This is a genomic window from Ruminococcus sp. RTP21484sp1_RTP21281st1_A8_RTP21281_210402 (assembly GCF_040914025.1).
In the GTDB taxonomy this organism is placed as follows: Bacteria; Bacillota; Clostridia; order Lachnospirales; family Lachnospiraceae; genus Blautia_A; species Blautia_A faecis.
In genome coordinates this window covers 15018-28090 of sequence record NZ_JBCPGE010000055.1, presented here as the reverse complement: position 1 = coordinate 28090, position 13073 = coordinate 15018, and the positions used below count along the sequence as shown (strand labels likewise).

Annotated in this window: 13 protein-coding genes, 1 pseudogene and 1 riboswitch; of the genes and pseudogenes, 3 read left to right on the top strand and 11 right to left on the bottom strand. The window is 41.4% G+C overall.

Annotation, left to right across the window (positions count from 1 at the left end; translation table 11 throughout):
• The 5 genes from AB5170_RS19460 to AB5170_RS19440 all read right to left on the bottom strand — a co-directional run.
• Positions 1-248: response regulator transcription factor (locus AB5170_RS19460; RefSeq protein ID WP_368365138.1), on the bottom strand; the 248-nt coding region annotated here is incomplete at its 3' end.
• 23 nt (positions 249-271) lie between these two features.
• Positions 272-448 carry a DUF6019 family protein gene (locus AB5170_RS19455; RefSeq protein ID WP_021939191.1) on the bottom strand — a complete coding sequence of 59 codons (177 nt, stop codon included), beginning with the start codon at positions 446-448 and terminating at the stop codon, positions 272-274.
• A gap of 65 nt (positions 449-513) precedes the next feature.
• A complete protein-coding gene (locus AB5170_RS19450) occupies positions 514-687 on the bottom strand; it encodes a hypothetical protein (protein ID WP_347709192.1) in 174 nt (57 codons plus the stop codon).
• A gap of 735 nt (positions 688-1422) precedes the next feature.
• Positions 1423-1794, bottom strand: a complete 372-nt coding sequence (locus AB5170_RS19445) for a transporter substrate-binding domain-containing protein (RefSeq protein ID WP_368361854.1) — start codon at positions 1792-1794, stop codon at positions 1423-1425.
• A gap of 74 nt (positions 1795-1868) precedes the next feature.
• On the bottom strand, positions 1869-4736 hold the full coding sequence (locus AB5170_RS19440) for a transporter substrate-binding domain-containing protein (protein WP_368361853.1): 2868 nt from the start codon (positions 4734-4736) through the stop codon (positions 1869-1871).
• A 174-nt stretch (positions 4737-4910) separates the two neighbouring features.
• A riboswitch (cyclic di-GMP riboswitch) is annotated at positions 4911-4986 on the bottom strand.
• Positions 4987-5400: 414 nt separating this feature from the next.
• On the opposite strand from AB5170_RS19440, the gene AB5170_RS19435 reads away from it, so the two are divergent.
• Positions 5401-5667, top strand: a complete 267-nt coding sequence (locus AB5170_RS19435; protein ID WP_227200184.1) for a helix-turn-helix domain-containing protein — start codon at positions 5401-5403, stop codon at positions 5665-5667.
• Positions 5668-5770: 103 nt separating this feature from the next.
• Here the strand turns inward: AB5170_RS19435 and AB5170_RS19430 are convergent, their stop codons facing one another.
• From AB5170_RS19430 to tnpA, 3 genes and pseudogenes are all read right to left on the bottom strand, one after another.
• A complete protein-coding gene (locus AB5170_RS19430; protein ID WP_055182611.1) occupies positions 5771-7024 on the bottom strand; it encodes an ATP-binding protein in 1254 nt (417 codons plus the stop codon).
• A 328-nt stretch (positions 7025-7352) separates the two neighbouring features.
• Positions 7353-7685 (bottom strand): hypothetical protein, encoded by a 333-nt coding sequence (locus tag AB5170_RS19425; RefSeq protein ID WP_368361855.1) that lies wholly within the window; start codon positions 7683-7685, stop codon positions 7353-7355.
• Positions 7686-7731: 46 nt separating this feature from the next.
• A pseudogene (tnpA, locus tag AB5170_RS19420) lies at positions 7732-8031 on the bottom strand (IS200/IS605 family transposase); the annotation flags it as partial.
• Between the two features lie 283 nt (positions 8032-8314).
• Between tnpA and AB5170_RS19415 the strand changes: the two are divergent.
• Positions 8315-9595, top strand: coding sequence for a 2-hydroxyacyl-CoA dehydratase family protein (locus tag AB5170_RS19415; RefSeq protein WP_173770616.1), 1281 nt, complete (start codon positions 8315-8317; stop codon positions 9593-9595).
• On the top strand, positions 9592-11301 hold the full coding sequence (locus AB5170_RS19410) for an acyl-CoA dehydratase activase (RefSeq protein WP_173770542.1): 1710 nt from the start codon (positions 9592-9594) through the stop codon (positions 11299-11301). Before AB5170_RS19415 ends, AB5170_RS19410 begins: the two co-directional genes overlap by 4 nt.
• Positions 11302-11311: 10 nt before the next feature.
• Here the strand turns inward: AB5170_RS19410 and AB5170_RS19405 are convergent, their stop codons facing one another.
• The 3 genes from AB5170_RS19405 to AB5170_RS19395 all read right to left on the bottom strand — a co-directional run bounded on the left by AB5170_RS19405 (position 11312) and on the right by AB5170_RS19395 (position 12581).
• Entirely contained in the window at positions 11312-11584 is a 273-nt protein-coding gene (locus tag AB5170_RS19405) for a hypothetical protein (RefSeq protein WP_173770541.1), read from the bottom strand.
• Between the two features lie 24 nt (positions 11585-11608).
• Positions 11609-11896: a DUF4491 family protein gene (locus tag AB5170_RS19400; protein WP_202020682.1), complete on the bottom strand. Its 288-nt coding sequence runs from the start codon at positions 11894-11896 to the stop codon at positions 11609-11611.
• A gap of 175 nt (positions 11897-12071) precedes the next feature.
• Positions 12072-12581 (bottom strand): Ada metal-binding domain-containing protein, encoded by a 510-nt coding sequence (locus AB5170_RS19395; RefSeq protein WP_368361852.1) that lies wholly within the window; start codon positions 12579-12581, stop codon positions 12072-12074.
• Positions 12582-13073 lie beyond the last annotated feature (492 nt).

The following is a 13073-nucleotide window of genomic DNA, read 5'->3' as shown; positions in this document are numbered from 1 at the left end:
TGATCTAGTGCTGTAAGACAAATAATGTATGTATTATAATTGCATCTCATCCACCTTACAAATTCCAGTCCATTCCCATCCGGGAGATTCACATCACAAATGGTAACATCCACATTATTATCACTTGCAATTCTTTTCGCTTTTTTCACTGATTCTGCTGAAAAAACCTCATATCCGGATTTTTTCAGTGAAAATGTAATTCCACGATTTAAATTTTCATCATCTTCAACCACGAGTATACCTGGCATAGCATATCACCTCTCTTTATTAACTATTTTTCCTCTTCGTTACATATTTGTTCTGCCTCAATATCCTCGGTAGTGACTTTCCCTGTAATATCCCTATAGGCTTCTTTTATTCCATTTTTGACCGCCCACTTAATTATAAAATATAATGCAAGTAAGACGATTAGTGCTGTGCCAAAACTAATTCCTAATTCTTCAAACATTTCATTACCTCTGTCAATTCCGATTTGCACTTCAAATCGTTTTCTTTATTCTATCATAGCTTCTATTATTCCGCCATCAGTCTTTCGAACCAGGTATCCATGACAATGATAAACTGGCCTGCTCCTGGCAATTCTTGCAGCATTTCGTCAAGAGTTTTCTGTTTCACATATTTCTGCACATACACCCAACAGGCAATGCTACTGACTTCTGATACAATGTCAGCTATGGTTTTGCGCATAAGCTCTTCAAATAGAATTGAATACTGTTTCAGCTAATTTATTTTTGCAGGTTTGGGCGAGATTGTTTCTTTTCCCGCCTTTTCTCTGATTTACATCTCCGAATAAGGGGTGACAACAGGGCGGAACCCAAATGTTAGTTGGAAATTGATCATTTTGAATGGAAAATCATGTCACGAACGTGATTAGAAAATAACAAAAGCGTTCGCTGTCAGCTAATCCAGCTAACATTTTCGAACGCTTTGAAGCCCGTCGCCAAGAGGATTTGAACCTCCGACCCCTCGCTTAGGAGCAACTTTTATGCAGGTTCAGACTAGTCCAACAGAGACAACCTATTCATTTATAAGTCCAGTAAAAAAGCGCCTTCCCAGACTATTTCTGTTCATATAAGATCATTGAAAATTATTTCGGATTTTTACATTTTATGAGAAAATGAATGTACGTTTCTAATATAAAGCGCCAGTTCCATCTATAATTTTTCAAATCATAAAATCCAACTATTCTGCCCATTTAAAAGCGGGAAATGAAATGTGTGATACACTATTTTCTTTGTCAGATTTCTTCTAAATTATACATCAGATACTGCCATTTACGCAAGATGCTTTGACCACTATTTTACCTCTTTTTTCTCACATGCTCTGATTTGATCTCATATATAAAACCAGCAGAGATTTTGCTCTCCACCGGTCTGCTTTTATCCTAATTATGTTCCCCTTGCATTGATTTTGCTAATGATGTCAGACAGGGATAGTCCACAGCTGGAAATTAGTTTTTTCTTCTCTGTCCGGTGTTGTGCGGGGAGATGTTACCATATCAATCTCGCCCTCTTCAAGTATCTGCTGCATATCATCCCAGCTCTGATCGTATCCGACATATTCGTAATCTACATCCCAATAACGGGCCATCAACCGAAGGAAATCATAGCCATAACCGCTGCGGTTCCCCTCTTCATCCATCATGTGATAACCATCCATGGCAAAGAAACCGACTTTGACAGTTTCATGCTGCGAACTGTCCTCGGCCGCATATGCAATCAGGGGAGAAAATATCATACACACGCATACAAAAAACAGTAACACTGCCACATATTTCTTTGCTCTCGAAATCATATTAAATCTCCTGTCTGTCTGTCGAATATATTTCTCTATACATCTCCTTGTCAATCTCTTGGTTTAATAAATTTTCACCTGTCCCTACTGCTTCTCAATTCTTCGCATATGGTCTGCTTAATTTTTTCCGCATCCAGCGGCTTTGCAAGATGTGCGTTCATTCCTGCTTCCATACACTTTTCTGCATCTTCCCTAAATGCATTTGCAGTCATAGCAATGATAGGGATTGTTTTTGCATCCTGCCGTTCCAGGGATCTTATTGTTTTTGTGGCAGTAAGCCCATCCATCACCGGCATCATAACATCCATTAAAATAACATCGTATGTTCCCGGTTCGGAAGCTTCAAAATGCTGAACAGCGTCTAACCCATTGTTCACTGTTTCTACTTTAGCTCCATTTTCCGTCAGCATAAATTCTGCTATTTCCACATTCAGCTCATTATCTTCAACCAATAATATCCGGACACCTGATATATCTGCATTGAAATCTTCTTTTTCTTCCGGTCGTGCATTCGTATCAATTTCAAATGGAAGTACTACAGTAAAACAGCTTCCTTCACCCAGCTTACTTTCAACTGTTATGGTTCCGCCCATCTTTTCTACAAGTTGTTTCACAATAGGCATTCCCAGACCTGTCCCATTATAATCAGAACGTGGGGAATTATCTGCCTGTACAAATGGAGTAAACAATTCATTTTTTATAAATTCTTCTGACATTCCAATTCCATTATCTTTTATTTTAAATTCACATGTCATGTGATCTTCTGATCTTTCAATCGTTCTCATACTCATGTAAATAGAACCATTCACCTTATTGTACTTCATACTGTTTGTAAACAGATTCATCAATATTTTTTTCAGATGAACTGCATTGCTCCAAACATATATACCACTGTAATCATCATGTTCTCCCATAACATGAAGTCCTTTTTCTTCTGCCTGAAAGTATAGCGACTCCGTGATTTCTTTACATACCTGATCCAGATTGATGGATTCATCACCAAAAACCACGGTATCCGATTCTAACTTTGCCATATCCAAAACATCATTTACCAATGATAATAGCAGTTTCGAAGACTCATTTATTTTATTCAGGCAATCTTTTGCCCGCTCACCATCATTTCCGCTTTTTTCAAGAATTGTAAGCATGCCCATAATGCCATTGATCGGTGTCCTGATGTCATGAGACATGTTATTTAAAAAGGAAGTCTTAGCCTTATTGGCACTCTGTGCTTCTACAAGTGCATTTTGTAATTCCTGCTGTTTTTCTTCAAGCTCCTGATTCAGCTTCAATGCCTGCTCAGCAGACTTCTTGGATTTTTCTTCCGCACGTTTTGATTTTTTCAAAGAATCAAGAATTATACACAGAACAACGAAAAAAGAAATTCCAGCGATAAGTGAAACTGTCAGTAAATTGTCCTGAATAAAATCCTTCGCTGTAACTTTTCGTGAGGAAGCATTATACGAAACTACTGCACCTGAAAATTGAGTTGTAGGCATAGATGTCAGTGTTTTATTCAGAATGGACAAAAGAACCGGTTCTCCCTGCTGAATAGCAAATGGAACATCAGCTTCTTTTGTCAGGAAAACACTATGAAGCTTATCATTTTTCAAATAGTCTGAAACAGTACCTGAATTGCTTACAATACAATCCGTCTCCCCTTTCTGCATTGCTTTTACTGCTGCATCTGATGTCTCATATTCCACAACCTTCCATTGCGGATAATTGTATGAAAGATATGCTTTCAATGCAAAATCATCTTTTTCAACGGCAACTGTATTCTCTTTATTTTCATCAAAAGAATCCTTTGCCGTAATTGCTGCCATATTGAGAGTCAATAGCGTATCCGACAAAGCAAATCCATTTGTTTCTGCAAAGTATGGATTCTGGTTTGCATGAAAAATCAGGTCTATTTTTCTATCCTGCAATGCCTGAAGCAGTTCACTTCTTGTATCATACCCCTTTAATTCAAATTCCAGAGTCTGACCTTGCAGACAATTTTGGGCAAGATCCACATAATCTGTGATAACACCTGTCAGTTTACCTGTTGATGGATCTACACTACTGATACCTCCATCCTGATTCAGATACCCTATCCTGATTGCTCCATGCTGCCCGATCCACTCCCTTTCTTCTTTTGAAAGAAACGAGCTGCTCTGTGCAGAAAGATAACGCCTGTAGAGATCATCAGTGTAAAATGGATTGTCATCCTTGATTCTGCGCATAGCACTATCCAGTGCTTCTTTGATATCCGGACGTTTGGGATTTATGGCAAAATAGATTTCTGTCTCTCCAATACTTGTAAGCGGTGAAATATCCGATTCTTCCCAACGGGATTCTTCTACCGAAACGAAGCAGTCAATTTCATGTTTCGACAGTTTGTCCATAATTTCTGTGGTATTAGAAACATTGACATGCTGCGTATGCAGACCATATTTTGATTCCCATTCATTAAGCACATCCTCCACTATATTATCTTTAGACACACCAATATTTTTTCCCTCAAAAGAATCCAAATTTCCTGCTGTAAGATCCCTATTGGATGCATCCGTATAGATGTAATATTTCTCTTCCCCCATAGGCATATCGGAAAAAAGCATATTTTCAGCACGTTCGTCTGTATAGGAAATGTCACCAAGAATATCAATCTCTCCATTTTCCAACTGTGTAAAGCAGTTTTTCCAATCACTTGTTATGTATTTATATGTCCATCCTGCATAACCTGCAATATCTTGAAGATACTCATAACCATAGCCGCTTCTTTCTCCCTTTTCATTGACTACATTATAAGTTTCCTCAAAAGATCCTACCCAGATAACATTGTCAGAGTTTTCTTTGGCAAATGTAGGAACGGATAAAACAATAAAACATATAATTGTGCAAAATATAATGTAACAAAATTTGAAATTCATTATATTCTGTACTAATTTGCACTTCTTCATCTTTCTCCCCTCCTCTAGGCTACAGTTGCTTGCTTCCAGATTTTAATTTTACATTCATTAATTATCAATAACCTCCCCGCTATTTTTCACAATATTTTTCCAAACAGCTTCTGTATTACTTATTCAAGTGCTCTACCATAAAAAAGCACTGCCAAACAGACAGTGCACCTCATTTCATGCAACTGGCTGCCATTTTACAGGCCCTGTAGCTTTGCGTCCCAGACTTTCATCTGGTTTGCCGATTTTCTTATTATAGCTTTAATACTTATGCAAAAAAACTGATTTCATTATACTTTAATGCTCTAGTATACACAAGAAAACATTACCGTTTTAACGACAAAAAATAAAAAAAGAACAGCCGATACATATACTCAAACTGTTCTTCTACTTCCGAAGACCACGCAGCATTGACATCACTGTTTCCTGCTCATTTGTACTCAGATTGTTCCATATCCTTAAAACTTCTTTCTGTTTTTCTGTCAGATTCTCTGAATTACCTTCCTGAAAAAACTGTGATAATGTCACGCCCAAAGCTGTACATATTTTTCAAGTGTGATCAGCGACGGCAGGTTTTCCTGCGCCATGATTCTTCCCAGTGATGACTGGAAAATTCCAAATACACATAAGCATGATACAATAGAGGCATGCTGAAGGAGGATCTCATATGGCAAAGCAACATGACAAACAATTTAAACTTGATGCAGTCCAGTACTATCAGGATCACAAAGATCTCGGAGTACGTGGATGTGCAGAAAATCTTGGCATCGGATACAGCACATTAACAAAATGGCTGAAAGACTTCCGGGAATCAGGTGATATTCCTGTTCGTGGTTCTGGTAATTATGCATCTGATGTTCTCACTATCGGAATCGTACTCTGTCTGTTCTACATAATCTGCGGAACAGTCTCGTTTATACGGATAAAAAAATAAACTGAGCCACGGCTGTTCCAACATGAAATCAGCCGTGGCCTTATTTATATCATTTCACTCTTTTTTGAAATAGAACAACACCACAGCAACAACTCAAATCGACTTAAAATTCCAGACTATTCGCATTCAGCAAGAAATACTTCATTCCCATGATGACAAAACCTTCATCATTTCTCCAAGGCTTTTTGCTGCCATTTACAATGACGATCTTCTTGAAAGAGTCCGGGATATTACGCAGAGAATTGAACTCCTGCGTCTGTTTTTCTTCCGAAGTCATGTCATATGCAACCTGGATATAGTATCTCTGGTTTCCTTGATTCACCACAAAGTCAACCTCCAACTGCTTGCGAACACGTTTTCCCTCTTTATCCTTATCGAAGATATCCACGACACCCACATCAACATTGTAGCCACGGATCAGCAGCTCGTTATAAACAATGTTCTCCATGATATGAGTAGGCTCCTGCTGTCTGAAATTCAGACGTGCATTTCTCAGTCCCAGATCAGTAAAGTAGTATTTCAGATTTGCACCGATATACTTTCTGCCCTTAATATCGTATCGGCTTGCCTTGGAAATCAAAAAGGCATCTGTCAAATGGTCGATATGCTTGGAGATGGTTTTATTAGCATAAGTCATCTGGCGCTCACTGGCAAAGGTATTGGCAATCTTTGAAGGGTTGGTCGGTGCGCCGATTGCAGATGCAAGCACATCAACCAGAATCCCAATCTCATCCACGTTCTGAATCTTATTTCTTTCAATAACATCCTTCAGATAGACATTTGCAAAGATGTTCTTCAGATAGTCCGCTTTCTGTCGTTCGCTCTGGAAACTTACGATCTGCGGCAATCCTCCGTAGATCATGTAGTCATCCCAGGCATCATCATAATCGCCGTCATAAACAGAATAAAACTCTGCAAAGGAGAGAGGGTAGATTCTAATCTCATCACCTCTGCCACGGAATTCGGTCACAATGTCGCTGGACAGGAACTTGGAATTACTTCCGGTGACATACACATCAATATTGCTCATGCGTAGCAGGCTGTTCAGCACTTCCTCAAATCGTGGCATGAACTGCACTTCATCCAAAAGGAGATAATACTTCCCGTCGTCTTTCATGGCATCCTTGATGTACTTGAAGCATACCTTGGGATCTCTTAATTCCTCGTTCTCAATACCATCCAATGCAATTTCAATAATATGATCAACATCAACGCCGTTCTCCAGTAAGTATCTCTTAAAGATGGTAAACAGCAAAAAGGATTTGCCACATCTACGAATGCCGGTAATCACCTTTATCATTCCATTATCTTTTCGCTCGATCAGCTGCTGTAGGTAAGCGTCTCTTTTAATCTCCATCGTTACGCTCCCCCTTTCCGTGCATCTGCACACTTTTTAGTAATGAGATTCTATCACCGAACGACCTGAATTTCAATATGTATTCCCATTTTATGTGCATCTACACACTTTTATGTAATGTTGATAAATATATTTTCAGATTTTTTTGATTGCAGTGTCTATAATCGATTACTCCAATCGTTATTATAGGTAGACAACAAAAAGAAGATGGTTCCGATGTTTCATTAAATATGTTCGTTAGTCTTTTACGCAAAGGATTCTATCTCCTCTGCGCCCTAATGCTTTTCGGATTCAGTTCAACAAACTGGATTTTGTTTTTTGATACTTATTACACTTTTGCTTTTTTCTTAATCATACATATTGCTGCTAAAGTAACTATAACATAACCTAATAGTGCAATAATTGATGATTCAATTCCAAATTCTCCACCAGTGAAAACAAAGTCTTTTGAATCAAGTACATATGTCATAACCGAATATTCATCTGCCTTTTCGCTTATTGATAAACCGCCGCCAATAATTAAAATATTCCAAAGTGAATGGACAATTCCGCTGTTCCAAACAGAACCACTTTCAATAGCAACCATTGAGAACATTATTCCTACCATTGTTCCAGCAATAAGAACCAACAGGCTACTTATAATGGAAAAATCCATTCCTATAATATGTACTAATCCAAATAAAACTGATGGAATTAATACAGCTACTTTAATATTCCATTTCTCTTTTGTCCCATTTTCTTTGCAACTCTGGATGTCTGTCGTAAATCATTAGCGTGCTTTTCCCTTTTAAATATCCCATAAAATCTGAAATACTTTCTTTCGGCGGAATTGCTACGCTTAAATGTACATGATCCTTACATACTGCACCCGCTATAATATCCACTTTTCGGTACTTGCATAATGTACTTATGATTTCCTTCACATCTTCTCTTAATCTTCCATACAGAATTCTTTTTCTGTATTTCGGTATAAATACTATGTGATACTGGCATTTCCATCGGGTATGTGATAAACTTCTATTGTCCGTTTGGACCGCCTCCTTTGATTTTGAGTTTGGCTTGCGACACCATTCTCATCATATCACAGGAGGCTTTATTTTGTTGTCCTCACCGTCTCCACTTATTCCATTCTCCCCAGCATAGCTGGGGGATTAGACTTTTCATTTACAATTCCCATCCAACTGACTATAATAAAGAATGTCCGTTTGCCTGCAAAGGCGCGGAACTATATCCATCTGCATCAGGGCGATATGACAGAAAAATGAACTTAAAAGAATGGAAGAAAGAACAATGGATGTAATTGAAAAATTTGGAAATAGGGTGAGCAGCCAGGCGCTTAAGGATCCGGAAAAAGCGCGTCGGCTGCTTCTTGCGGGATACCGCCTGCAGGAAAAGAAGCTTCAGTTTTTGCCGGATCGGGGGCTGCCGTCGTCGGGACAGTATGTGGCGCGGGTGGTTATGAAAAATATCATTCAGTCGCTGTCAGAACCGGAGAATGCGGCGATGGTCAGCATATTTGTGCCGGGAGAGCTGGTGATGGCGGCAGGGCTGACGCCGTACTCAGTGGAGGCGATGTCCTGTTTTATGGCGGGAACGAAGTGTGAGCAAACGTTTCTTCGGAAAACGGAGGAAGAAGGATTTCCGGAGACGATGTGTTCGTACCACAGGGTGTTTCTGGGGGCGGCGCTGACGGGGATTCTGCCAAAACCGAACTGCATGATTTATACGAACCTTGCGTGTGATGGAAATATGATGACGTTTCCGTATTTAAAGGATAAATTTGAATGTCCAGGCTTTTATATTGATGTTCCGTATGAGAAAAACCGGGAATCGGTTCTGTATGTGGCGGATCAGCTGCGGAAATTGAAACGGTTTCTGGAGGAGACGACGGACAGACGGATTTCGGAGGAAACAGTGCGGAGTGCGGTAGATAACAGCCGGAAAGCGGCAGCGAATTATAAAAAACAGCTTGCCCTGCGGTGTGCGCATGACCCGGTGACCTCTCTGACGAATGAATTGTATGCGCTTTTTATGTGCCATCTGATGGCTGGCTCAGAGACGGCGGTTACCTATACGGAAAAACTTCTGCGCGATGTGCGGATGTCACCGAGGGGAGATGGTCTTTCGGTAATCTGGATGCACACCATGCCATTTTTACAGGAGCCGGTTAAGGATATTTTTAATTATAGTAAGAAAATGCACATCCGCGCTTGTGATTTCATCGCAGATGGTTTTCAGGAGATGCATGCGGAAGACCCGTATGAGGCGATGGCAGAGAAAATGGTCTACTGCATTTACAATGGCAGTGTGAAACAGAGAATTGAGGAAGCGGAACGGCTTGCCAGAATCACGGAATCGGATGGTGCTGTTTTATTTGCCCACTGGGGCTGTAAGGGAACGATCGGTGCATCCAGCCTGATTAAGCAGTCCTTAGAAAAGACAGGACTTCCGACGATGATTCTCGACGGTGACGGCTGCAACCCCGCCAATACCAGCGACGGTCAGGTATCGACGCGGCTTCAGGCGTTTGTGGAAATGCTGGAAAAGGGCAAGGAGGAGAAACACGCATGATTTATTACGTCTGTAAGTACACCCCGATCGAGCTGTTCCGAGGGTTTGGAGAAGAATGTTCTGTTTTGGAGGAAATGCCGGAAAATTTCGAACAGTCGGATCAAATTGCACATGCAAATCTGTGCGGCTTTGGAAAATCGGTCATTCAGGCAGTGCTGGAAGGAAAGGTTGAACAGCTGGTGCTGGTAAACTGCTGCGATTCGATGCGGCGCGTTTACGATATCGTGGAGAGCACGGGAAAATGTAAGTTTTTATATATGCTGGATCTGCCGCATGATGATAATGAATGTGAAAAAGTGAAATTTGCGGGCACGATCCGGAGGCTTAAAAAGGCATATGAGGCATATTCCGGGAAAGTGTTTGATAAACGCGCTTTTATCAAGTCCTTTATTACGCCGGAAATGAACACGGAGCCGTACATTGGTGTGCTGGGCGTGCGGGTCAGCGGCATTCTGGAGGATATGATCCGGGACAATATCCAGATGGATGTGGAAAATCTGACCTGTACGGGTGGTCGGAAACTGTCGGTCGTACAGGATGAAATGTGGAATATGAAGGAAGAGGAGCTGTTTCTTTCTTACGCGGACGTCCTGCTGGGACAGATGCCGTGTTTCCGCATGAACCGTTCGATCCGCAGAAACCGTCTGTATCTGGATCCGAATTTAAAGGGAATTATTTATCACACGATCAAGTTCTGTGATTATTATGGATTTGAGTATGCGAGTATCAAGCGGGATATCAAGGTTCCGCTCCTTAAGATTGAGACTGATTTTACGAGCCAGAGCGCGGGGCAGCTTTTGACGCGCATTCAGGCATTTGAGGAGACGATCGAGGGATCAGAGGATATGGATCCGGGAAAAGGTATCAGTGAGGAGGCAAGAAAGAAGATGGAGTCGGGCATTTTTTATGTAGCGGGAATCGACAGCGGTTCGACAAGTACTGATGTGATCATACTGGATCAGGATGGAAAAATTAAATCGACGATGATTATTCCGACCGGCGGCGGTGCGATGATGAGCGCCGAGAAGAGTCTGGATCTGGCGATTGAGAAAGCGGGAATTAAGAAAGAGGAGATTGTGCGGATCGATACGACCGGATATGGACGATCCTACATTGACAGCGGGGATGACAGCATCACGGAGATTACCTGCCATGCCAAGGGCGCAAATTATCTGAATCCGAATGTCCGCACTATCATCGACATTGGCGGGCAGGATATCAAGGCGATCAGCATCGATGGGCAGGGAGCCGTGAAAAATTTCCTGATGAATGACAAATGTGCCGCCGGAACGGGACGTTTTCTGGAAATGATGGCGAAAACGCTGGGACTTTCCCTGGAGGAAATGAGTGTGAAAGGGCTGGAATGGAAGCATAATATCGTGATTTCCAGCATGTGTACGGTGTTTGCAGAGTCGGAGGTCGTGTCGCTGGTGGCACAGAATAAGGATGTGGCAGATATTATCCACGGTTTAAATGTGTCAGTTGCCTCAAAAGTCGGCGCGTTGGCAGCCCGCCTTGGAAAGGATCATCCAGGCGAATATATGATGACCGGCGGTGTGGCGAAGAACCGGGGTATCATCCAGGCATTGGAAGAGAAGCTTGGTGCTAAACTTTATATCTGTGATGAGGCGCAGCTCTGCGGTGCGCTGGGAGCGGCGCTATTTGCTTATGAGAAAAGTAAAGGCAGTGCGGAGGAAACGCGATGAAGCGGCAGGGTTAAAACACTTGTATCGATATTTTCGTCAGATATTCACTGGGAGAGGCTGTGGCCAATTCGTCGATCACAGCCTCTTTATAAGAGTATTTGCCGGTTTTAAACTTGTGTTCATCGGTCCAATCAAAGAGTTTTTCGTAGGTGGCTTTCGAGTCATAGTAATTTCCCATTAAGTAAGCAAGTACCTTGCCAGCCCAAAGTGCTGCAACATGGTTTTGCAAGCAATCCGCAACGTTCGCTGCTCCAGTATTCACCTGTAATCTCCATACCGCCATCTTCTCATCTCCCCGCTTTCTTCTTTAGTGCTTATCCACCTTCCGCTTCGGGAACCATCCTTTTGCCACTCTTTTTTCCTGTTCTTTCAATTCCTTAATGCTCCAAAAGCAACTGACGCACAAAACACCCAGAGAAACCGACCAAAGTATTTCCTGCATTCTTACGGATAGAATCATACACAAAATGCCCACCAGCAAAAATACCGGCCAACAGCGGCTTCCAAAGTAATACTCCGCATATATAACAATAGGATGGAACAATCCAATCAGAAAAAAGGTAAGCACACCAATCAATATCCCACTAAAATTCATCATAACTCCTTGTCCTTTTCCTTATACAAACAGCACATTATCGCAGACCGGCGCAACTTATCTTCTGCGTTCAACAGTCGTCCTCAACAGCATATCCAATATGCGCAAAGAAGAAGTATTGCAATATAGAACTACAACCTTCCTCTTCCATATTTTTTTAATATCTGACACTTTTTTACGGATTGCATTTTTTACACGGATCATAACCTGCAGCAATCAGCGCATCCCTACTCTCTGATGAGGATTTTTTATTGCTCTCCTTCATCTGTTTGACCGATGAACAGGACGGCCGATGAAATTTCTTTGTATTGGTATTGAGGATATAGGATTCCGTGCTGGTCTGCTGAGAAGCTGCCTGCGTAACAGCCTGTGTGGCCTGCTCTGTTACTGCCGTCTGGTTTGTTCCAGAAGCCGAGCTGTCACCCATTGCATAATTGATGTTAATTCCCGGCTGAACATTATAAACGTAAACGCAGCACAAAATACCTTCGCCTTTGTCTTCTACGGATTCCGCTTCCATTAGTACGCCGGATGCTACGAGATTACTGCCTTCAAAAACCGGAGTCACCCGATACAGCACATCTTTCACTTGAAACGGATGCTCTTTGAATGGACGAAGACGCTCAATCTCAATTTCTATGATTCTTTCTTCGTTTTCTCCTGATTGTCTGTTTAGTTCAGTCATCTTGTTGACTCCTTTCCTCCAGGATTCAGGAACTAAAAAATGCCTACCTGGAACTTTTATAAATAGTAAAGTTCCAAACAGACATTGCTGTTTGACCATTAGCTGTAGCTAATAGAATTGAATACTGTTTCAGCTAATTTATGTTTGCAAGTTTGGGAGAGATTGTTTCTTTTCCCGCCTTTTTTCTGATTTACATCCCCAAATAAGGGGTGACAACGGAGCGGAACCCAAATGTTAGCTGGACTTCTTAAAACCCATGTTTGCAAACCGGTATTTTTGATTAGCTGTCAGCTAACAAAAATCGGATTGCGTTAGCTTGAAATTGATCATTTTGAATGGAAAATCATGTCACGAACGTGATTAGAAAATAACAAAAGCGTTCGCTGTCAGCTAATCCAGCTAACATTTTCGAACGCTTTGAAGCCCGTCGCCAAGAGGATTTGAACCTCCGACCCCTCGCTTAGGAGTTCATCCTGGTACAGAAAACAGCTT

Coding starts and splice junctions, on each gene's coding strand:
- AB5170_RS19395 (WP_368361852.1), bottom strand. CDS start 12,581: ATGACTGAACTAAACAGACAATCAGGAGAAAACGAAGAAAGAATCATA.
- AB5170_RS19410 (WP_173770542.1), top strand. CDS start 9,592: ATGATTTATTACGTCTGTAAGTACACCCCGATCGAGCTGTTCCGAGGG.
- AB5170_RS19430 (WP_055182611.1), bottom strand. CDS start 7,024: ATGGAGATTAAAAGAGACGCTTACCTACAGCAGCTGATCGAGCGAAAA.
- AB5170_RS19405 (WP_173770541.1), bottom strand. CDS start 11,584: ATGGCGGTATGGAGATTACAGGTGAATACTGGAGCAGCGAACGTTGCG.
- AB5170_RS19415 (WP_173770616.1), top strand. CDS start 8,315: ATGGATGTAATTGAAAAATTTGGAAATAGGGTGAGCAGCCAGGCGCTT.
- AB5170_RS19435 (WP_227200184.1), top strand. CDS start 5,401: ATGGCAAAGCAACATGACAAACAATTTAAACTTGATGCAGTCCAGTAC.
- AB5170_RS19440 (WP_368361853.1), bottom strand. CDS start 4,736: ATGAAGAAGTGCAAATTAGTACAGAATATAATGAATTTCAAATTTTGT.
- AB5170_RS19445 (WP_368361854.1), bottom strand. CDS start 1,794: ATGATTTCGAGAGCAAAGAAATATGTGGCAGTGTTACTGTTTTTTGTA.
- AB5170_RS19455 (WP_021939191.1), bottom strand. CDS start 448: ATGTTTGAAGAATTAGGAATTAGTTTTGGCACAGCACTAATCGTCTTA.
- AB5170_RS19400 (WP_202020682.1), bottom strand. CDS start 11,896: ATGAATTTTAGTGGGATATTGATTGGTGTGCTTACCTTTTTTCTGATT.
- AB5170_RS19450 (WP_347709192.1), bottom strand. CDS start 687: ATGCGCAAAACCATAGCTGACATTGTATCAGAAGTCAGTAGCATTGCC.